Genomic DNA, 18695 nt, shown 5'->3' on the forward strand with positions numbered 1-18695 from the left:
ACCGAGCAGACCATGAAAGACACGATTCGCCACCTGATCCAGCAAGCCCTGAGCCGCCTCGTCGCCGAGGGCGTTCTGCCCGAAGGCCTGAGCCCGGCCATCCAGGTGGAGAACACCAAGGACAAGAGCAACGGCGACTTCGCCAGCAACATCGCCATGATGCTGGCCAAGCCGGCCGGCATGAAGCCGCGTGACCTGGCCGAGAAACTGGTCGCGGCCCTGCCCACCGATGAGGGCATCAGCAAGGTCGATATCGCTGGCCCCGGCTTCCTCAATTTCTTCCAGAACAGCGACGCCCTGGCACAACGCCTGGAAGCGGCGCTGGCCGATGCCAAACTCGGCGTGCGCAAGGCTGGCCCGCAGCAACGCGTGGCGGTCGACCTCTCGGCGCCGAACCTGGCCAAGGAAATGCACGTCGGCCACCTGCGCTCGACCATCATCGGCGACGGCGTGGCACGCGTGCTGGAATTCCTCGGCGACGACGTGATCCGGCAGAACCACGTGGGCGACTGGGGCACCCAGTTCGGCATGCTGCTGGCGTACATGCAGGAACAACCGGTCGACAACGACGCCGAACTGGCCGACCTGGAAGGTTTCTACCGCGCCGCGAAGAAACGTTTCGACGAGTCGCCCGAGTTCGCCGACCGCGCCCGCCAGTTGGTGGTGCAGCTGCAGGCCGGCGACGCCGAGTGCCTGCGCCTGTGGCACCGTTTCAATGACATTTCCCTGAGCCATTGCCAGGCCCTGTACGACCGCCTGGGCGTCAAGCTGACCATGGCCGACGTCAAGGGCGAAAGCGCCTACAACGATGACCTGGCCAACGTGATAGCCGACCTCAAGGCCAAGGGCTTGCTCAGCGAGAGCGATGGCGCGCAGTGCGTGTTCATGGATGAGTTCAAGAACGCCGAAGGCAACCCGTTGCCGCTGATCGTGCAGAAGGCCGGCGGCGGCTACCTCTACGCCACCACCGACCTGGCCGCCACGCGCTATCGTGCCAACGTGCTGAAGGCCGACCGCGCCCTGTATTTCGTCGACCAGCGCCAGGCCCTGCACTTCCAGATGGTCTTCGCCGCTGCACGCCTGGCCGGTTTCGTGCCTGCCAGCATGCAGCTCGAACACATGGGCTTCGGCACCATGAACGGCGCCGACGGCCGCCCGTTCAAGACCCGCGACGGCGGCACGGTGAAACTGGTCGACCTGATCAACGAAGCCGAAGAGCGCGCCTACAACCTGGTCAAGGAGCGCAACGAGCAGCGCGCCGAACGCGGCGAAACGCCATTCGACGAAGCCGAGCTGCGCGAGATCGGTCGCGTGGTCGGCATCGCCTCAGTGAAGTACGCCGACCTGTCCAAGCACCGCACCAGCGACTACAGCTTCAACTTCGAGCTGATGCTCAGTTTCGAGGGCAACACCGCACCCTACCTGCTGTATGCCTACACCCGCGTGGCCAGCGTATTCCGCAAGTTGGGCAAGGACGTAGCTGACATCGGCGGGCAAATCCAACTGGTCGCCGAGCAGGAGCAGGCTCTGGCCGGCAAGCTGGCGCAGTTCGCCGACGTGCTCAACGGCATTGCCGACAAGGGCACGCCGCACCTGCTGTGCGCCTACCTGTACGACCTGGCCGGGCTGTTCTCCAGCTTCTACGAGAATTGCCCGATCCTCTCCGCTGAGGACGAGGCCGTGCGCAACAGCCGCCTGCGCCTGGCCGCGCTGACCGGCCGCACGCTCAAGCAGGGCCTCGAGCTGCTCGGCCTGGAAACCCTGGAGCGCATGTAAGTGGCGGCGAAGAAGAAACCCGCCCCCAAACGCGGCGCCAGCCGCTACCAGGCGCCTGCGAAAAAGCCGGTGCCGGGTTGGGTCTGGCTGGCCTGCGGCCTGGTAATTGGCGGCTTCATGGTCTTCCTGTTCAGCCTCGAGCCAGGTCGTGACGACGTCAAACGAAGCAAACCGGACGAGCGCCGCCCCACAAGCACATCAAGCGAAGAGCAGAAGAAGCCGCAAGCCACTACCGGCCCGGTCAAGCCCAAATACGACTTCTACACCCTGCTGCCGGAGTCCGAGGTCATCGTGCCGCCGGATGCCCTGCCGCAGACACCACCAGAGCCACCGCCCAGCAAACCGGTCACCCCGGAAGAAGCGGCGAAGATCGATGCGGCACGCGCCGAAGCCCTGCTCAACGGCCAGACGCCACCTCCAGCTCCACCCGTGCTGGCAAAGGCGCCCGTCACCACGCAGTTCTTCCTCCAGGCCGGCTCGTTCCGCAAGCAGCAGGACGCCGACAAGGTCCGCGCGCAGATCATCCTGCTCGGTCAGAACGTGCAAGTGGAGTCCGGCACCGTGCGTGAGGAAACCTGGTACCGCGTGCTCGTCGGCCCCTTCGCCAGCCGCGAGCAATTGGCCTCGGCGCAAAAGCAGCTGGCCGCCAGCGGCTTCAGCAATCTCCTGCTGCAACAACGCCAGGGCCGCTGAGCCACCTCCGCTACGCGCGCTCATGCAGGGGGCGCCATGCGCACCGGGGAATACGCCGCACACGCCCCTGGTGCGTACGGCGCCCCCACGGAATCACGCCGTGCTGACGGCCAATTTGCCCGCCGCCGGTTGAAAAGCCGGCAACAGCGCCCCATCTGAGTCTTCATCCGGGCGATTTGCCCCGCTGTGTGGAGACTCTTCCCTTGACCACCATCGTTTCAGTGCGCCGCAATGGCAAAGTCGTCATGGGCGGCGACGGCCAGGTATCCCTTGGCAATACCGTCATGAAGGGCAACGCCAAGAAAGTGCGCCGCCTCTACCACGGCCAGGTGCTGGCCGGTTTCGCCGGCGCCACCGCCGACGCCTTCACCCTGTTCGAACGCTTCGAAGGCCAGCTGGAGAAGCACCAGGGGCATCTGGTGCGCGCTGCCGTCGAGTTGGCCAAGGACTGGCGCACCGACCGCTCGCTGAGCCGCCTGGAGGCCATGCTCGCCGTGGCCAACAAGGACGCTTCGCTGATCATCACCGGCAACGGCGACGTGGTCGAACCCGAGCATGGCCTGATCGCCATGGGTTCCGGTGGCGGCTTCGCCCAAGCTGCCGCCATGGCGCTGCTGCAGAAGACCGACCTGAACGCACGCGAGATTACCGAGACCGCATTGAACATTGCCGGCTCGATCTGTGTCTTTACTAACCAGAACCTGACCATTGAGGAGCAGGACTGCGCCGAATGAGCGCAGGCCCCTGCTGGAGCCCCCGAATGTCCATGACGCCCCGCGAGATCGTCCACGAACTCAACCGCCATATCATCGGCCAGGACGATGCCAAGCGTGCCGTAGCCATTGCCCTGCGCAACCGCTGGCGGCGCATGCAACTGCCGCTCGATCTGCGCGCAGAGGTCACCCCCAAGAACATCCTGATGATCGGCCCGACCGGTGTCGGCAAGACCGAAATCGCCCGTCGCCTGGCCAAGCTGGCCAACGCGCCGTTCATCAAGGTGGAAGCAACCAAATTCACCGAAGTCGGCTATGTCGGCCGTGACGTCGAGTCGATCATCCGCGACCTGGCCGACGCCGCGATCAAGCTGCTGCGCGAGCAGGAAATCGTCCGCGTGCAACACCGCGCCGAAGACGCCGCCGAGGAGCGCATCCTCGACGCCCTGCTGCCGCCAGCGCGCACCGGCTTCAACGAAGACGCCTCGCAAAGCCAGGACTCCAACACCCGCCAGCTGTTCCGCAAGCGCCTGCGCGAAGGCCAGCTTGATGACAAGGAAATCGAGATCGAAGTGGCCGAGCAGCCAGCCGGCATCGAAATCATGACCCCACCGGGCATGGAAGAGATGACCAGCCAGTTGCAGAACCTGTTCTCCAACCTCGGCAAAGGCAAGAAGAAGAGCCGCAAGCTCAAGGTCCGCGAAGCCTTCAAGCTGGTGCGCGACGAAGAAGCCGCACGCCTGGTCAACGAGGAAGAGCTCAAGGCCCGCGCACTGGAAGCCGTGGAGCAGAACGGTATCGTCTTCATCGACGAGATCGACAAGGTCGCCAAGCGCGGTAACGTCGGCGGCGCCGATGTTTCACGCGAAGGCGTACAGCGCGACCTGCTGCCGCTGATCGAAGGCTGCACGGTCAACACCAAGCTGGGCATGGTCAAGACCGACCACATCCTGTTCATCGCCTCGGGCGCCTTCCACTTGAGCAAACCAAGTGACCTGGTGCCGGAGCTGCAGGGTCGCCTGCCGATTCGCGTCGAGCTCAAGGCCCTGTCGCCAGAGGACTTCGAGCGCATCCTCACCGAGCCGCACGCCGCCCTCACCGAGCAATACACCGCGCTGCTGAAAACCGAAGGGCTGGATATCGCCTTTGCCGAAGACGGTATCAAGCGCATTGCCGAGATTGCCTGGCAGGTCAACGAGAAGACCGAGAACATCGGTGCCCGTCGACTGCACACCCTGCTCGAACGCCTGCTCGAAGAAGTCTCCTTCAGCGCCGGCGACCTGGCTGGCCAGCAGAATGGCACGCCAATTCGCATCGACGCCGCTTACGTCAACAGCCACCTGGGCGAACTGGCGCAGGACGAAGACCTGTCTCGCTACATCCTTTAACCGCCACGGGCGCCGGGTTCAGCCCATGAACCCGGCGACCTGATGGTGTGGAGCCTCCATGCGCATCCCCACGTCGATCAAACTGCACAAGGCCTCGAAGACCCTTGAGCTGCGCTACGGCGAACATGCCTACAGCCTCAGCGCCGAATTTCTGCGCGTGCATTCGCCCTCGGCCGAGGTGCAGGGGCATGGCAAACCGATCCTGCAGACCGGCAAGCTCGGTGTCGGTCTGGAACGCCTGGAACCTGCCGGTAATTACGCCCTGAAACTGTGCTTCGATGACGGCCATGACAGCGGCCTGTTCACCTGGGACTACCTGTACCAACTCGCCACCCGCCACGAGCAACTCTGGGCAGATTATCTCAATGAGCTATCCAAGGCCGGAAAGTCCCGCGACCCGAGCGAATCGATCATCAAGCTGATGCTCTAGCTCGCACCTTTCACCCCCATACAACAAGGTTAGGGCGCACTTTCTAATCGCCCTCGGCATACTGCCGCGCGCTGTTTGCCCCACACGCAGAACCTTGCGCAAACGCACAAACTCGGGTAACCAAGGAGCTGGCAGGTTCCATGCATTTGGCTAAGCCAGATGCGAAGTAAGCGCGGAGCTTTTTCCGCACCCCGGCAACCCGAGCAGTACTTGTCCTTCGCCCTGTGTCAGCCACACAGCCGCCTACAGGTATCCGTCTCTGGACAATGGAGCGTCGTAGATGACCCAAAAGAATAATGAAGACCTGCAACGCCAGGCCTCGGAAAACACACTGGGCCTGAATCCGGTGATTGGCCTTCGTGGCAAGGACCTGTTGACCTCTGCCCGCATGGTATTGGCACAAGCCATCAAACAACCTCTTCACAGCGCCAAGCACGTTACCCATTTCGCCTTCGAACTGAAGAACGTCCTGCTTGGCCAATCCAGCCTGACCCCCGAAGACGGCGACCGCCGCTTCGCCGATCCGGCCTGGAGTCAGAACCCGCTCTATCGCCGCTACCTGCAGACCTACCTCGCCTGGCGCAAGGAGCTGCACGGCTGGATCGAGAACAGCAACCTCAGCGAGCAGGACACCAGCCGCGGCCATTTCGTCATCAACCTGATGACCGAGGCCATGGCGCCAACCAACAGCATGGCCAACCCGGCGGCGGTCAAACGATTCTTCGAAACCGGCGGCAAGAGCCTGCTCGACGGCCTGTCTCACCTGGCCAAGGACATGATTCACAATGGCGGCATGCCCAGCCAGGTGAACATGGACGCCTTCGAGGTCGGCAAGAACCTGGCCACCAGCGAGGGCGCGGTAATCTTCCGCAACGACCTGCTGGAACTGATCCAGTACAAGCCCACTACCGAGCAGGTGCAAGAGCGCCCGCTGCTGGTCGTGCCGCCGCAAATCAACAAGTTCTACGTGTTCGACCTGTCGCAGGAAAAAAGCGTGGCCCGCTTCCTCCTGCGCCACGGTATCCAGACTTTCGTGGTGAGCTGGCGCAACCCGACCAAAGCGCAGCGCGAATGGGGCCTGTCGAGCTACATCGAAGCGCTCAAGGAAGCCATCGACGTCGTCACCAGTATCACTGGCAGCAAGGACGTCAACATGCTGGGCGCCTGCTCCGGCGGCATCACCACCGCCTCCCTGCTGGGCCACTATGCCGCGATCGGCGAGAACAAGGTCCACGCCCTGACCCTGCTGGTCAGCGTACTGGACACCAAGCTGGACACCCAGGTCGCCCTGTTTGCCGACGAACTGACCCTGGAAGCAGCCCGCCGCCGCTCCTACCAAGCCGGTGTTCTGGAAGGCAAGGACATGGCCAAGGTGTTCGCCTGGATGCGCCCCAACGACCTGATCTGGAACTACTGGGTCAACAACTACCTGCTGGGCAACGAGCCGCCGGTGTTCGACATCCTGTACTGGAACAACGACACCACACGCCTGCCTGCCGCCTTCCATGGCGACCTGATCGAGCTGTTCAAGACCAACCCGCTGACCCGCGCGGGCGCCCTCGAAGTCTGCGGCACGCCGATCGACCTCAAGCAGGTCACCAGCGACATCTACTGCGTGGCCGGCACCACCGACCACATCACGCCATGGGAAGCCTGCTACAAGTCCTCGTTGCTGTTCGGCGGCAAGGTCGAGTTCGTGCTGTCCAATAGCGGACATATCCAGAGCATCCTCAATCCGCCAGGCAATCCCAAGTCGCGTTTCTCCACCAACCCCGAGCAGGCGGCAACACCCAAGGCCTGGCTGGACAATGCGACCAAACACACCGATTCCTGGTGGCTGCACTGGCAGAAGTGGCTGGCGGAGCGCTCCGGCAAGTTGAAGAAAGCGCCTACCAGCCTGGGTAACAAGACCTACGCCGAAGGCGAAGCAGCACCCGGCACCTATGTGCATGAGCGTTAATGGTTGAACACACCCTCGTGTGCGCAACTCTGATAGTGGCACCAGGACGTGCCACGCGGCTCTCGACTTGAGCCGCGCCCGCACCGTGTGTGCGGGAGACTGGAAAGCAGCGCCGGATGGCTGCTTTCCACGGACCAAACCTTAGGGCCTAGCGCATGCCGCAACCTTTCGTATTTCGCACCATCGACCTGGACGGCCAGACCATTCGGACCGCCGTCCGCCCTGGCAATGGCGTGCTCACGCCGCTGCTGATCTTCAACGGCATTGGCGCCAACCTCGAACTGGTCATGCCATTCGTGCAGGCGCTGGACCCTGACCTCGAAATCATCGCGTTCGACGTTCCCGGTGTTGGCGGCTCCTCCACGCCGAACACGCCTTATCGCTTTCCCGGCCTGGCCAAGCTCGCCGCGCGCATGCTCGACTACCTCGACTACGGGCAGGTCAATGCCATTGGCGTGTCCTGGGGTGGCGCGCTGGCGCAGCAGTTCGCCCACGACTACCCCGAGCGCTGCAAGAAGTTGGTGCTCGCCGCCACCTCCGCAGGCGCGGTGATGGTACCTGGCAAGCCCAAGGTGCTCTGGCGCATGGCCAGCCCACGGCGCTACATCCAGCCCTCATACGGCGTGCACATTGCTCCGGACATCTACGGCGGCGCCTTCCGCCGCGACCCCAAGCTGGCCCTGGCACATGCCAGCAAGGTCCGCTCGGGTGGCAAGATGGGCTACTACTGGCAACTGTTCGCCGGCCTCGGCTGGACCAGCATCCACTGGCTGCATCGGATCAAACAGCCTACGCTGGTCCTGGCAGGCGATGACGATCCGCTTATCCCGCTGATCAACATGCGTCTGCTGGCATGGCGCATTCCCAATTCGGAATTCCATATCATCGACGATGGCCACCTGTTTCTCGTGACCCGCGCCGAAGCTGTTGCGCCGATCATCATGAAGTTTCTCGAAGAAGAGCGGCATCGTGCAGTCATGCACCCGCAGCCCCTTCCAATACGCAGTAATTGACCGCACCATGAAGGTGCAACCCCGGCAGGTTCGCTCCACTGACGAACCTGCCGGATTCTGAGCTTCATTCTGCGCGGCAGTCTGGAATGCCCTCCGGCGCGCTTTGGTACAAGCCTTGCTGTCATCTGTGCATGACGGTTTGACGAGGGAGCCCGCCCCATGCGCGAAAAGACTGCACCGGGATCACTGCCGGTACCCGCTACCTTCATGAATGCGCAAAACGCCGTGGTCGGCGTTCGTGGCCGAGACCTGCTCTCGACCTTGCGCACACTGGCTTTCCAGGGCCTGCGACAACCCGTACACAGCGGCCGTCACGCACTTGCCCTGGGCCGCCAACTCGGCCGTGTCCTGCTGGGCGATACGCCCCTCAAGCCACACCCACAGGACAGCCGCTTCAACGACCCGGCCTGGCGCCTCAACCCGTTCTACCAGCGCAGCCTGCAGGCTTACCTGGCGTGGCAGAAGCAGCTAAAGGCCTGGATCGACGAAAGCGACCTGTCGCCGGACGACCGTACCCGCGCCCACTTCCTGTTTTCCCTGATCAACGATGCGGTTTCGCCCTCCAACAGCCCGCTCAATCCGCTGGCCGTCAAGGAGCTGTTCAACAGCGGCGGCACCAGCCTGATCCGCGGTGCGCGGCAACTCGTCGATGATCTGCTGCACAACAACGGCATGCCGCGCCAGGTCAGCACCCACGCCTTCGAGGTAGGCCGCAACCTGGCCACCACACCCGGCGCCGTGGTCTTCCGCAATGAACTGCTGGAGCTGATCCAGTACAAACCGATGAGCGAAAAGCAGTACGCCAAGCCCCTGCTGATCGTGCCGCCACAGATCAACAAGTTCTATATCTTCGACCTCAGCCCGGAGAAGAGCTTCCTGCAATACAGCCTGAAGAACGGCCTGCAGTCCTTCGTCATCAGTTGGCGCAATCCCGATGGTCGTCATCGCGAGTGGGGGCTGTCGAGCTACGTTCAGGCCGTCGAGGAAGCCGTCGACGTGTGCCGCTCCATCACCGGCAGCAAGGACGTCAACCTGCTGGGCGCCTGCGCTGGCGGCCTGACCATCGCAGCCCTGCAAGGCCACCTGCAAGCCAAGCGCCAACTGCGCAAGATCAGCAGCGCCACCTACATGGTCAGCCTGCTCGATTGCCAGATGGACAGCCCGGCCATGCTCTTCGCCGACGAACAGACACTGGAGTCCGCCAAGCGCCGCTCCTACCAGAATGGCGTGCTGGATGGCCGCGACATGGCCAGGGTGTTCGCCTGGATGCGCCCCAATGACCTGGTCTGGAACTACTGGATCAACAACTACCTGCTCGGCAAAGAGCCGCCGGCCTTCGACATCCTCTACTGGAACAATGACAACACGCGCCTGCCTGCTGCCCTGCATGGCGACCTGCTCGATCTGTTCAAGCACAACCCGCTGCCACGCGCGGGCGGCATGGAAATCTGCGGCACGCCGATAGACCTGAGCAAAGTCGGCCTGGACAGCTTCAGCGTGGCCGGCATCAATGACCACATCACGCCCTGGGATGCGGTCTATCGCTCGACACTGCTGCTCGGCGGCAACCGCCGCTTCGTGCTGTCCAACAGCGGCCATATCCAGAGCATCCTCAACCCACCTGGCAACCCGAAGGCCAATTACCTGGAGAACGGCAAGCTCAGCAGCGACCATCGTGCCTGGTACTACGACGCCGAAAAGAAAGAAGGCAGTTGGTGGCCGGAATGGCTGGAGTGGATTCAGCAACGCTCGGGCGAGGCCCGGCCAACGGTGTTGGCCATCGGTAGCAACAAGTACCCCACCATGGAAGCGGCACCCGGCACCTACGTGCACATACGCTGAACACTGAAACCGCTGGCCGCACGACGGCCAGCCGGTTATCGTCGGCACTCCCGCGGCCACTGAATGCTCATGGAATGAAGACTCGCGACCGCATTCTCGAATGCGCCCTCGACCTGTTCAACCAGCAGGGCGAACCCAACGTTTCCACCCTCGAAATCGCCACCGAAATGGGCATCAGCCCAGGCAACCTGTATTACCACTTCCACGGCAAAGAACCCCTGATCATGGCGCTCTTCGAGCGTTTTCAGGGCGAAACGGCAGCGTTGCTCGAACCACCGGGCGAGGTGGAGCTGGATGTCGAGGACTACTGGCTGTTCCTGCACCTCATCGTCGAGCGCCTGGCGCAGTACCGCTTCCTGTTCCAGGATCTGTCCAACCTGGCCGGGCGCCTGCCCAAGCTGGCCCGAGGCATCCGCCTGTGGCTCAACCAGCTCAAACGTACCCTCTCCAATCTGCTGGCACGCCTGAAAGCACAGGGCCATCTACTCAGCGAAACGCAGTCACTGGGACAACTGGTCGAGCAGATCACCCTGACCTTGCTGTTCTCACTCGACTACCAGCGCATCATCGGCGTCGAGGGCGAGGTCAGCCTGGTGGTGTACCAGGTCATGATGCTGGTCGCCCCTCACCTGGCGACGGAATCACGCAGTGCTGCGGAACACCTGGCGCTACGCTACCTGCAGACCTGAAACGAAAACGCCCGGCACAAGGCCGGGCGTTTTCAATCCTGCAACAGCAATCAGGACGGTGTAGCAGGTGTTACCGGTGCAGCAGCTGGGGCCGGAGCAGCAGCGGGCGCGGCAGCCGGGGTCGCCGGCTTGGCTGCTACGGGTTTGGCAGCAGGCTTGGCGGCCGGCTTCTTCGCAGCAGGTTTGGCAACGGCTGGCTTGGCAGCTGGTTTAGCAGCAGGCTTGGCGGCGGCCGGTTTGGCAGCAGGCTTCGCGGCTGGCTTGGCAGCGGCTTTGGCAGCAGGCTTGGCTGCAGGTTTAGCAGCGGCCTTGGCAGCCGGTTTGGCGGCTGCTTTCGGAGCTGGTTTGGCTGCAGGTTTAGCGGCTGGCTTGGCAGCGGCTTTGGCAACAGGCTTGACGGTCTGACCGGTCAGTTTCTCGATCTGCTTGGTCAGGGTATCAACCTTGGCCTGCAGCGATTTGACTTCATTACGGCTCGGTACACCCAGACGCGAAATAGCACTGTTCAGACGCTTGTCGAACGCCTCTTCCAGCTCGTTCCATTTGCCCAGCGCCTTGCCTTTGACTTCATCGACCTTCGACTTGGCCGAACCGACAGTGGAGCCAACGCTGTTCTTGACCGCGCCGACTTGCTTGTCGACTTCAGTCTTGGCTTGCTTCTCGGCTTTTTCGCCATCCTTGACCAGACCGTCGAACAGCTTGGTGCCGTCCTTGCTGACCTTGGAGTAGGCGCCGAGGCCGGCGAGCCAGATTTGACGCGAGTACTTCTCGATCTCGCCGATCCAGGAAGTGGATTCCTTCTTCGCCGGGGCTTTCTTGGCGACGGGTTTTGCTGCGGTAGTCTTTTTAACAGCCATCCTGCTCTTCTCCTTATTGAGTACGCGCGACACGCTCAAGCAATGCATTCAACTCGTCCAGCTTAGCAGAGAGTGCCTCAACATCATGCTTGGAGGGAATACCCAGGCGATTGAGCGCGCTGGCAACGCGACCATCAAAGGCTTTTTCGACCTTGTCGAGCTGCACTTCGACCTTCTCTTTCACGCCGAATACGCTGCTCTTGACGCTCTGCAGCTGAGTGTTGATCTGGCTGTTGGCCGCCTCGACCTGCTCGTTGACCAGCTTCTTGCCTTGCTTCTCAACGCTTTCGCCGGCCTTGACCAGCTCCTTGAAGTAATCAGCACCTTCCTGGCCTGCCTTGACGTAGGCACCCAGGCCGGCGAGCCAGACCTTGTGGGCGTAGGCCTTCACATCGGTCAGGACGGTGACTTTGCTTTCAACAACGGCGTTTTTCTTGGCGACGACTTTAGTCATGTGAACCTCACGCTCAAAGTGATGGAAAGTTCGTCCTTTCTCAGGACTTGAGCTGAAGGTAGAGAGAAAAATTAGAATTCACATACTAGTGACGAAAAGTCGCAGGGCTGTCGCCTCACGCCTGCAGGTGTTTGTCCAGGGTGGTTTCGATTTCACGCTTGATCGTGCCGCTCAAGGCGGACAGCAGCAGACCCAGGTTGAGCTTGACGCACACGTGCTCGTCACTCACCTCGATGGTGCCATCGGCGCCGCTGCGCTTGAACTGCAGCGTGTCACCGGCCCAGCGGTACTTCACGTCGTACTCGCTGGCCAGGCGCTCAGCCAACACCTCGGCTTTCTCACGGGCAGCCTCACGGCCAAGGGAATGCGAGCGTTCGATATTGATACGGGCCATGTTTACCTCAAGCCGCGAGCTGATATCGCGTGACTATACAGCCCGCCCCCACGCCAAGACAAAGGCAGGCCACGGGTTTAGAATGGCCGCCACTCTGATTTCGGTGACGGCGACATGAACGATCCGCGCAAGGCCCACGACAGCGAACCGACCACTCATTTCGGCTTCCAGGACGTTCCGGAAAGCCAGAAGGCAGACAAGGTCGCAGAGGTATTCCACTCGGTAGCCGCCAAGTACGACCTGATGAACGATCTGCTGTCCGGCGGCATGCACCGTCTGTGGAAGCGTTTCACCATCGAACTGTCGGGTGTGCGTCCAGGTAACCGCGTGCTGGATATCGCTGGCGGTACTGGCGACCTGACCCGCAAGTTCTCCAGCCTGGTCGGCCCGACCGGCGAAGTGGTGCTGGCCGACATCAACGACTCGATGCTCAAGGTCGGCCGTGACCGCCTGCTCGACAAGGGCGTGGCTGGCAATGTGGTGTTCGTCCAGGCCGATGCGGAGAAGCTGCCGTTTCCGGACAACCATTTCGACGTGGTCACCATCGCCTTCGGCCTGCGCAACGTCACCCACAAGGAAGACGCCCTGCGCTCCATGCTGCGCGTGCTCAAGCCGGGTGGCCGCCTGCTCGTGCTGGAGTTTTCCAAGCCGTCCAGCACGCTGCTGTCGAAGGCCTATGACACCTACTCCTTCGCCTTCATGCCGCTGATGGGCAAGCTGATCACCAACGACGCCGACAGCTACCGCTACCTGGCCGAATCGATCCGCATGCACCCCGACCAGGACACCCTCAAGTCGATGATGGTCGAGGCCGGCTTCGAACGCGTGACCTTCCACAACATGACCGGCGGCATCGTCGCCCTGCACCGCGGCATCAAGCCCTGATGATAGGGTCTGTGGTCCTTTCATCGCGGCCGCGCCGGAGCCGAGTTTTGCGCGAGACAAGGCATGAGGAGAGAAATTTGGTTATTCCAAATGAACGACGAGTAACGCCGCATCGCGCAAAAATCGGCCCGGCCCTTCGGGTTGCGCGAAAAACGACGCCCTGCGGCGTTGCAGGACTTGGTAAGGGGGCGACCATTGCCTGCGTCCCGCGTCTTGCCGGGCGTCACTTTTCGCAGCAACGCGGCTCGCAATGAAAGGACCACAGACCCTAATCACCGGGCTGCTGGCTGGCGTCGAACTCGGCCTCAATCGCGTGCTGGCGATGGACAGCACTGCGCTGCCACGCCTGGCACGCCTGGAAGGCAAGGTCATTGCCATCGACTGCCAGACGCCCGCTGTACAGCTGTTCCTTCTGCCCAGTGGCGAAGGCCTGCAACTGGCCAGCCAATGGGGCGATGCTGATTGCACCTTGCGCGCGCCGGCCTCCAGCCTGCTTCGCCTGGCGCTGGCCAAGGACAAGACAGCCATCCTGCATCGCCCCGAGGTCGAGTTGAACGGCGACAGCGCCGTACTGCTCGAGCTCGCAGCGATCCTCCAGGACCTGGAGCTGGACTGGGAGTACGAGCTGTCGCGCTGGCTTGGACCGGTCGGCAGCCAGTTGCTCGGTGGCCATCTGCGCAGCCGCGCACAATGGGCCGGTGACGGCCTGGGCAGCCTGCGTCATAACCTCGCCGATTACCTGAGCGAGGAAACCCGCAGCCTGGTCGGCCAGCGCGAGGCCGACGCCCGCTTCGCCGAACTCGACCAGCTCAAACTCGCCCTCGACCGTCTCGATGCCCGCATCGAACACCTCGCTCGCAAGGTAAAACCCTCAGCATGAAGCTGCTTGCCGTTCGCCGTCTGTTTCGCATCCTGCGCGTGGTCATTCGCTACCGCCTCGACGACCTGCTGCTGGCCCTGCCGTTGCCAGTCTGGCTGCGTGCCCTGCGCTTCGCCCTGCCCTGGCGCTGGCTGCCTCGACGCGAGCTGAAACTCAGCCGGGGTCTGGCCCTGCGCCTGGCCCTGCAGGACCTCGGCCCGATCTTCATCAAGTTCGGCCAATTGCTTTCCACACGGCGCGACCTGCTGCCCCAGGACATCGCCGATGAACTGGCGTTTCTCCAGGACCAGGTGCCGCCCTTCCCTGCCGAACAGTCGGTGGCGCTGATCGAAGAACAGCTCGGCGCACGCATCAGCGAAGTCTTCTCACGCTTCGACGTCGAGCCGCTGGCCTCGGCCTCGGTGGCCCAGGTTCACGCCGCCCAGTTGAAAACTGGCGAAGATGTGGTGGTCAAGGTGATTCGCCCCGGCCTGCGCCCGATCATCCGCTCGGACCTGGCCTGGCTGTTCCTCCTCGCCCGCATCGCCGAGAAGGCCTCGGCCGATGCGCGGCGCCTGCGCCCCGTCGAGGTTGTCAGCGACTACGAGAAGACCATCTACGACGAGCTCGATCTGCTGCGCGAAGCGGCCAACGCCAGCCAACTGCGCCGCAACTTCGACGGTTCCGACCTGCTTTACGTGCCACAGGTGTACTGGGACTGGTGCCGCCCCAAGGTGCTGGTGATGGAGCGCATCTACGGCGTACCGGTGACCGACCTGGCCGTGCTTGCCGACCAGCGCACCAACATGAAGTTGCTGGCAGAACGCGGCGTGGAGATCTTCTTCACCCAGGTGTTCCGCGACAGCTTCTTCCATGCCGACATGCACCCCGGCAACATCTTCGTCAGCACACGCACGCCGTGGAGCCCGCAATACATTGCCATCGATTGCGGCATCGTCGGCAGCCTGACCGCCGAGGACCAGGACTACCTGGCGCGCAACCTGCTGGCGTTCTTCAAGCGTGACTACCGCAAGGTCGCCCAGTTGCACATCGACTCCGGCTGGGTGCCGGCGCACACCCAGGTCAACGACTTCGAAGCGGCGATCCGCACCGTGTGCGAACCGATCTTCGAGAAACCACTGAAAGACATTTCCTTCGGCCAGGTGCTGCTGCGCCTGTTCCAGACTGCCCGCCGCTTCAACATGGAAGTGCAACCGCAACTGGTGCTGCTGCAAAAGACCCTGCTCAACATCGAAGGCCTGGGCCGCCAGCTGTACCCGGACCTCGACCTGTGGGCTACTGCCCAGCCTTACCTGGAGCGCTGGATGCGGGAGCGCGTCAGCCCACGCAGCCTGCTGAGCAACCTGCAGACCCAGGTAGAGCAAGTACCGCACCTGGCCAACATGACCCGCGACCTGCTCGAACGCATGAGCCAGCCGCACGCCAACAATCCACCGCCGCCCTGGCATGAGCGTAACGATCAATGGCTGGTGCGCCTGATTGGTGCAGGTCTGCTCCTGGGCGCCACGACCTTGGGTTTCAGCGCCGAGATCGAATCGTGGCCAGCCTGGCTGGCACTGGTCAGCGGTCTTTATCTGGTGCTGCGCCGATAGCCACTCCGCCTGCACACTGGCAAACTAGCCGACCTACGCGCCGCCACCTGACTGGGCGGCTCAGGTTGTGGAACACGAAATGAACGACTGGCTCGACGAGATCAACTGGAACGAAGACGGCCTGGTGCCGGCCATCGCCCAAGACCACCAGACCGGCCGTGTGCTGATGATGGCCTGGATGAACCGCGAAGCTCTGGCGCTCACCGCCAGCGAGCAGCGCGCCATCTACTGGTCGCGTTCGCGCGGTAAACTGTGGCGCAAGGGCGAAGAGTCCGGGCATGTGCAGAAGCTGCACGAGCTGCGCCTGGACTGCGATGCCGACGTGGTCATTCTGATGGTCGAGCAGATTGGCGGGATTGCCTGCCACACCGGGCGTGAAAGTTGCTTCTACCGCGTCTTCGAGAACGGCGGATGGAAGACCGTCGATGCCGTGCTGAAAGACCCGAACGCCATCTACCACGCAGGACATTCCCATGAGTGACACGGGCATGAACGACACCCTCAGCCGCCTGGCCGAGGTTCTCGAATCGCGCAAGGGCGCCGCCGCCGACACATCGTACGTGGCCAGCCTGTATCACAAGGGCCTGAACAAGATTCTGGAAAAGGTCGGCGAAGAATCGGTCGAGACCATTCTTGCCGCCAAGGACGCTGCCATCAGCGGCGACTGCAGCGACCTGATCTACGAAACCGCAGACCTCTGGTTCCACAGCATGGTCATGCTGGCCGCGCTTGGCCAGCACCCCCAAGCCGTACTGGATGAACTGGAACGACGCTTTGGACTATCCGGGCATACCGAGAAAGCGGAGCGCCTTACCTCTGACTGAATCACTTTGCGAGGATTGATACATGGGCATTTTTGACTGGAAACACTGGGTCGTCATTCTCATCGTCGTGGTGCTGGTATTCGGCACCAAACGCTTGAAGAACCTCGGCTCCGACCTGGGCGAAACCATCAAGGGGTTTCGCAAGGCCATGAACACCGAAGACGAGCCCAAGGCTGGCGAGTCGAACACCACCGCGGCCAACGACACCCTGCACAAGCCGCAGACCATCGACGCTCAGGCGCAGAAGGTCGAAGAGCCGGTACGCAAGGACTAACCAGCGGATACCGGCTCCAGCATGGAGCAGCGACAGGCCTGATCCGGAATGAGGACAATGCGTTGATCATTCCCCACGTACACATGATGCCGGCTGACAGCGCGCTCCACGCACGCCGTCAGGCCGTGCCGCTCTCTGCAGCCATGAGGCAACCCTGATGTTCGGTATTGGTTTTTCCGAGCTGCTGCTGGTCGGACTGGTGGCGCTGATCGTCTTCGGTCCCGAGCGCCTGCCCGGTGCCGCACGCACCGCTGGCCTGCTGATCGGCCGCTTGAAGCGCAGCTTCCAGTCGATCAAGGACGAGGTCGAGCGCGAGCTGGGCGCCGACGAGATCCGCCGACAGCTGCACAATGAGCAGATCCTGCAGATGGAGCGTGAGCTCAAGCAGTCGCTGCAGAACCCGACGCCTACCGCGACCAGCACGCCCGATCCGCTTGCCGCTCCCGTTGCAGATGGCAGCAGCGAATTGCCTGTAGCCGAGCAACCCTCCACACCGCCTTCGGAGCCGCCGCGCCAACCATGAGCCCGAATCCTTCCGAGCCCGACAACGAGCCAGGCGCCGAAATGCCACTGGTGGCCCATCTCACCGAGCTGCGGGCCCGCCTGCTGCGCTGTGTGATCGCGATCTTCATCGTGTTCCTCGCCCTGTTCTACTTCGCCCAGGACATCTACACCATCGTCTCCGCGCCGCTGCGGGCCTACCTCCCGGAAGGCGCGACGATGATCGCCACCGGCGTCGCCTCGCCGTTCCTCACGCCGTTCAAGCTGACCGCCTGGTGCGCCCTGTTCCTGGCCATCCCGATCATCCTGCACCAGGCCTGGGGCTTCATCGCACCAGGCTTGTACCGTCATGAGAAACGCATTGCCGTGCCGCTGCTGGTCTCGAGCATTCTGCTGTTCTATGCCGGCATGGCCTTCGCGTACTTTTTCGTCTTTCCGCTGATCTTCCACTTCTTCGCCAGCGTCACCCCCGAAGGCGTGGCGATGATGACGGACATCAACGAGTACCTGGACTTCGTCCTGACCCTGTTCTTCGCCTTCGGCGTCGCCTTCGAGATCCCGGTGGCGACCTTCCTGGTGGTCTGGGTCGGCGTGGTGGACATCGCCACCCTGAAGAAAAGCCGCCCTTACGTGATCGTCGGCTGCTTCGTGGTCGGCATGATCCTCACCCCGCCGGATATCTTCTCGCAGACCCTGCTGGCCGTCCCCATGTGGTTGCTGTTCGAAGTCGGCCTGCTGTTCGGCAGCATGGTGCGCAAGAACGAGCGACGTGATCGGGAAGAGCCAACCAGCGACGACCAGCCACCCGCCCCGCTGCCGTGAACCTGCTACTGCTGGAAGACGCCGACTTCGTCGCGGCGGATCGCGTCGCCCTCCAGGGGCGGCGCCTCACACACCTCAACGACGTGCACCGCGCGACGGTTGGCGACACCCTGCGCGTCGGCCGGCTGGGCGGCGCCATGGGCAGCGGCACCCTGCTGGAGCTGGATGCCGCCCATGCCCTCTTGCAGATCACCCTGGACCAGCCGCCACCGGCCAAGCTGCCACTGACCCTGCTGCTCGCCCTGCCCCGCCCGAAAATGCTGCGCCGCGTGCTGCAGACAGTGAGCGCCATGGGCGTACCGCGGCTGATCCTGCTGAACAGCTACCGGGTGGAAAAGAGCTTCTGGCAGACCCCCTTCCTCGAGCCCGAGGCGATCCGCGAGCAGCTCATTCTCGGCCTGGAACAGGCCCGCGATACGGTGCTGCCAGAAGTGCGCATCGAGAAGCGCTTCAAGCCCTTCGTCGAGGATCATTTACCCGCGCTCGGCGCAGGCACCCTCGGCCTGATCGGCCATCCTGGCGACTACCCCGCCTGCCCGCGCGCCGTCGAGCAGCCGGTGACGCTGGCCATCGGCCCCGAGGGCGGCTGGATTCCTTACGAAGTGGAAAAGCTGCAGGCTGCCGGCCTACAGCCGATACAGCTCGGTGAACGCATTCTGCGAGTGGAAACGGCCGTTACCGCGCTACTGGCCCGGCTGTTCTGATGCA

21 protein-coding genes are annotated in these 18695 nt (G+C 62.9%); 18 read left to right on the forward strand and 3 right to left on the reverse strand.

The genetic code is table 11. The features are described from left to right. The first annotated feature begins 12 nt into the window (after positions 1-12). From argS to ACWPW0_RS20470, 9 genes are all read left to right on the forward strand, one after another. A complete protein-coding gene (gene argS / locus ACWPW0_RS20430; protein ID WP_454256369.1) occupies positions 13-1776 on the forward strand; it encodes an arginine--tRNA ligase in 1764 nt (587 codons plus the stop codon). Then, on the forward strand, positions 1777-2469 hold the full coding sequence (locus ACWPW0_RS20435) for an SPOR domain-containing protein (RefSeq protein WP_447594565.1): 693 nt from the start codon (positions 1777-1779) through the stop codon (positions 2467-2469). 203 nt (positions 2470-2672) lie between these two features. Then, positions 2673-3203, forward strand: a complete 531-nt coding sequence (gene hslV / locus ACWPW0_RS20440; RefSeq protein WP_447594567.1) for an ATP-dependent protease subunit HslV — start codon at positions 2673-2675, stop codon at positions 3201-3203. A gap of 26 nt (positions 3204-3229) precedes the next feature. Continuing rightward, on the forward strand, positions 3230-4570 hold the full coding sequence (gene hslU / locus ACWPW0_RS20445) for an HslU--HslV peptidase ATPase subunit (protein ID WP_447594568.1): 1341 nt from the start codon (positions 3230-3232) through the stop codon (positions 4568-4570). Positions 4571-4628: 58 nt separating this feature from the next. Then, a complete protein-coding gene (locus ACWPW0_RS20450; protein ID WP_454256370.1) occupies positions 4629-5000 on the forward strand; it encodes a gamma-butyrobetaine hydroxylase-like domain-containing protein in 372 nt (123 codons plus the stop codon). Between the two features lie 280 nt (positions 5001-5280). Then, on the forward strand, positions 5281-6960 hold the full coding sequence (phaC, locus tag ACWPW0_RS20455) for a class II poly(R)-hydroxyalkanoic acid synthase (RefSeq protein ID WP_447594571.1): 1680 nt from the start codon (positions 5281-5283) through the stop codon (positions 6958-6960). Between the two features lie 155 nt (positions 6961-7115). Further along, positions 7116-7973: a poly(3-hydroxyalkanoate) depolymerase gene (gene phaZ / locus ACWPW0_RS20460; RefSeq protein WP_447594572.1), complete on the forward strand. Its 858-nt coding sequence runs from the start codon at positions 7116-7118 to the stop codon at positions 7971-7973. Positions 7974-8132: 159 nt separating this feature from the next. Continuing rightward, positions 8133-9815, forward strand: a complete 1683-nt coding sequence (gene phaC, locus ACWPW0_RS20465; RefSeq protein ID WP_447594574.1) for a class II poly(R)-hydroxyalkanoic acid synthase — start codon at positions 8133-8135, stop codon at positions 9813-9815. Between the two features lie 74 nt (positions 9816-9889). Further along, positions 9890-10504: a TetR/AcrR family transcriptional regulator gene (locus ACWPW0_RS20470; protein WP_454256371.1), complete on the forward strand. Its 615-nt coding sequence runs from the start codon at positions 9890-9892 to the stop codon at positions 10502-10504. Between the two features lie 50 nt (positions 10505-10554). Here ACWPW0_RS20470 and ACWPW0_RS20475 read toward each other — a convergent pair whose 3' ends face one another. From ACWPW0_RS20475 to ACWPW0_RS20485, 3 genes are all read right to left on the reverse strand, one after another. Next, the gene (locus ACWPW0_RS20475; protein WP_454256372.1) at positions 10555-11361 is read right to left on the reverse strand and encodes a phasin family protein; all 807 of its coding nucleotides are present in this window, start codon (positions 11359-11361) and stop codon (positions 10555-10557) included. 13 nt (positions 11362-11374) lie between these two features. Continuing rightward, a complete protein-coding gene (locus tag ACWPW0_RS20480) occupies positions 11375-11815 on the reverse strand; it encodes a phasin family protein (protein WP_454256373.1) in 441 nt (146 codons plus the stop codon). A gap of 115 nt (positions 11816-11930) precedes the next feature. Next, positions 11931-12209: a polyhydroxyalkanoic acid system family protein gene (locus ACWPW0_RS20485; RefSeq protein ID WP_447594580.1), complete on the reverse strand. Its 279-nt coding sequence runs from the start codon at positions 12207-12209 to the stop codon at positions 11931-11933. A 114-nt stretch (positions 12210-12323) separates the two neighbouring features. Here ACWPW0_RS20485 and ubiE point away from each other — a divergent pair, with 114 nt between their 5' ends. The 9 genes from ubiE (at position 12324) to ACWPW0_RS20530 (ending at position 18691) form a co-directional block, all read left to right on the forward strand. Next, entirely contained in the window at positions 12324-13094 is a 771-nt protein-coding gene (gene ubiE / locus ACWPW0_RS20490; RefSeq protein WP_454256374.1) for a bifunctional demethylmenaquinone methyltransferase/2-methoxy-6-polyprenyl-1,4-benzoquinol methylase UbiE, read from the forward strand. A gap of 250 nt (positions 13095-13344) precedes the next feature. After that, positions 13345-13974, forward strand: a complete 630-nt coding sequence (locus tag ACWPW0_RS20495; protein ID WP_454256375.1) for a ubiquinone biosynthesis accessory factor UbiJ — start codon at positions 13345-13347, stop codon at positions 13972-13974. Continuing rightward, the gene (gene ubiB, locus ACWPW0_RS20500; protein ID WP_454256376.1) at positions 13971-15566 is read left to right on the forward strand and encodes a ubiquinone biosynthesis regulatory protein kinase UbiB; all 1596 of its coding nucleotides are present in this window, start codon (positions 13971-13973) and stop codon (positions 15564-15566) included. The genes ACWPW0_RS20495 and ubiB overlap by 4 nt, the downstream gene beginning before the upstream one ends. A 79-nt stretch (positions 15567-15645) precedes the next feature. Beyond that, positions 15646-16047, forward strand: a complete 402-nt coding sequence (gene hisI, locus ACWPW0_RS20505) for a phosphoribosyl-AMP cyclohydrolase (RefSeq protein ID WP_447594587.1) — start codon at positions 15646-15648, stop codon at positions 16045-16047. 7 nt (positions 16048-16054) lie between these two features. Beyond that, positions 16055-16390: a phosphoribosyl-ATP diphosphatase gene (locus ACWPW0_RS20510; protein ID WP_447595738.1), complete on the forward strand. Its 336-nt coding sequence runs from the start codon at positions 16055-16057 to the stop codon at positions 16388-16390. Positions 16391-16412: 22 nt separating this feature from the next. Continuing rightward, positions 16413-16664 carry a twin-arginine translocase TatA/TatE family subunit gene (locus ACWPW0_RS20515; RefSeq protein ID WP_447594589.1) on the forward strand — a complete coding sequence of 84 codons (252 nt, stop codon included), beginning with the start codon at positions 16413-16415 and terminating at the stop codon, positions 16662-16664. A 157-nt stretch (positions 16665-16821) separates the two neighbouring features. Next, positions 16822-17187, forward strand: a complete 366-nt coding sequence (tatB, locus tag ACWPW0_RS20520) for a Sec-independent protein translocase protein TatB (RefSeq protein ID WP_454256377.1) — start codon at positions 16822-16824, stop codon at positions 17185-17187. Further along, a complete protein-coding gene (gene tatC, locus ACWPW0_RS20525) occupies positions 17184-17987 on the forward strand; it encodes a twin-arginine translocase subunit TatC (protein WP_454256378.1) in 804 nt (267 codons plus the stop codon). Before tatB ends, tatC begins: the two co-directional genes overlap by 4 nt. Next, complete coding sequence (locus tag ACWPW0_RS20530) at positions 17984-18691, forward strand: 16S rRNA (uracil(1498)-N(3))-methyltransferase (protein ID WP_454256379.1); 708 nt, start codon at positions 17984-17986, stop codon at positions 18689-18691. Before tatC ends, ACWPW0_RS20530 begins: the two co-directional genes overlap by 4 nt. The last annotated feature ends 4 nt before the right edge of the window (positions 18692-18695 follow it).

The organism is Pseudomonas sp. Marseille-Q8238 (assembly GCF_965111915.1).

Bases quoted from the DNA above. Each gene is read 5' to 3' on its own strand.
- argS (WP_454256369.1), top strand. From the start codon at position 13: ATGAAAGACACGATTCGCCACCTGATCCAGCAAGCCCTGAGCCGCCTC.
- hslU (WP_447594568.1), top strand. From the start codon at position 3,230: ATGTCCATGACGCCCCGCGAGATCGTCCACGAACTCAACCGCCATATC.
- ACWPW0_RS20450 (WP_454256370.1), top strand. From the start codon at position 4,629: ATGCGCATCCCCACGTCGATCAAACTGCACAAGGCCTCGAAGACCCTT.
- phaC (WP_447594571.1), top strand. From the start codon at position 5,281: ATGACCCAAAAGAATAATGAAGACCTGCAACGCCAGGCCTCGGAAAAC.
- phaZ (WP_447594572.1), top strand. From the start codon at position 7,116: ATGCCGCAACCTTTCGTATTTCGCACCATCGACCTGGACGGCCAGACC.
- phaC (WP_447594574.1), top strand. From the start codon at position 8,133: ATGCGCGAAAAGACTGCACCGGGATCACTGCCGGTACCCGCTACCTTC.
- ACWPW0_RS20470 (WP_454256371.1), top strand. From the start codon at position 9,890: ATGAAGACTCGCGACCGCATTCTCGAATGCGCCCTCGACCTGTTCAAC.
- ACWPW0_RS20475 (WP_454256372.1), bottom strand. From the start codon at position 11,361: ATGGCTGTTAAAAAGACTACCGCAGCAAAACCCGTCGCCAAGAAAGCC.
- ACWPW0_RS20480 (WP_454256373.1), bottom strand. From the start codon at position 11,815: ATGACTAAAGTCGTCGCCAAGAAAAACGCCGTTGTTGAAAGCAAAGTC.
- ACWPW0_RS20485 (WP_447594580.1), bottom strand. From the start codon at position 12,209: ATGGCCCGTATCAATATCGAACGCTCGCATTCCCTTGGCCGTGAGGCT.
- ubiE (WP_454256374.1), top strand. From the start codon at position 12,324: ATGAACGATCCGCGCAAGGCCCACGACAGCGAACCGACCACTCATTTC.
- ACWPW0_RS20495 (WP_454256375.1), top strand. From the start codon at position 13,345: ATGAAAGGACCACAGACCCTAATCACCGGGCTGCTGGCTGGCGTCGAA.
- ubiB (WP_454256376.1), top strand. From the start codon at position 13,971: ATGAAGCTGCTTGCCGTTCGCCGTCTGTTTCGCATCCTGCGCGTGGTC.
- hisI (WP_447594587.1), top strand. From the start codon at position 15,646: ATGAACGACTGGCTCGACGAGATCAACTGGAACGAAGACGGCCTGGTG.
- ACWPW0_RS20510 (WP_447595738.1), top strand. From the start codon at position 16,055: ATGAACGACACCCTCAGCCGCCTGGCCGAGGTTCTCGAATCGCGCAAG.
- ACWPW0_RS20515 (WP_447594589.1), top strand. From the start codon at position 16,413: ATGGGCATTTTTGACTGGAAACACTGGGTCGTCATTCTCATCGTCGTG.
- tatB (WP_454256377.1), top strand. From the start codon at position 16,822: ATGTTCGGTATTGGTTTTTCCGAGCTGCTGCTGGTCGGACTGGTGGCG.
- tatC (WP_454256378.1), top strand. From the start codon at position 17,184: ATGAGCCCGAATCCTTCCGAGCCCGACAACGAGCCAGGCGCCGAAATG.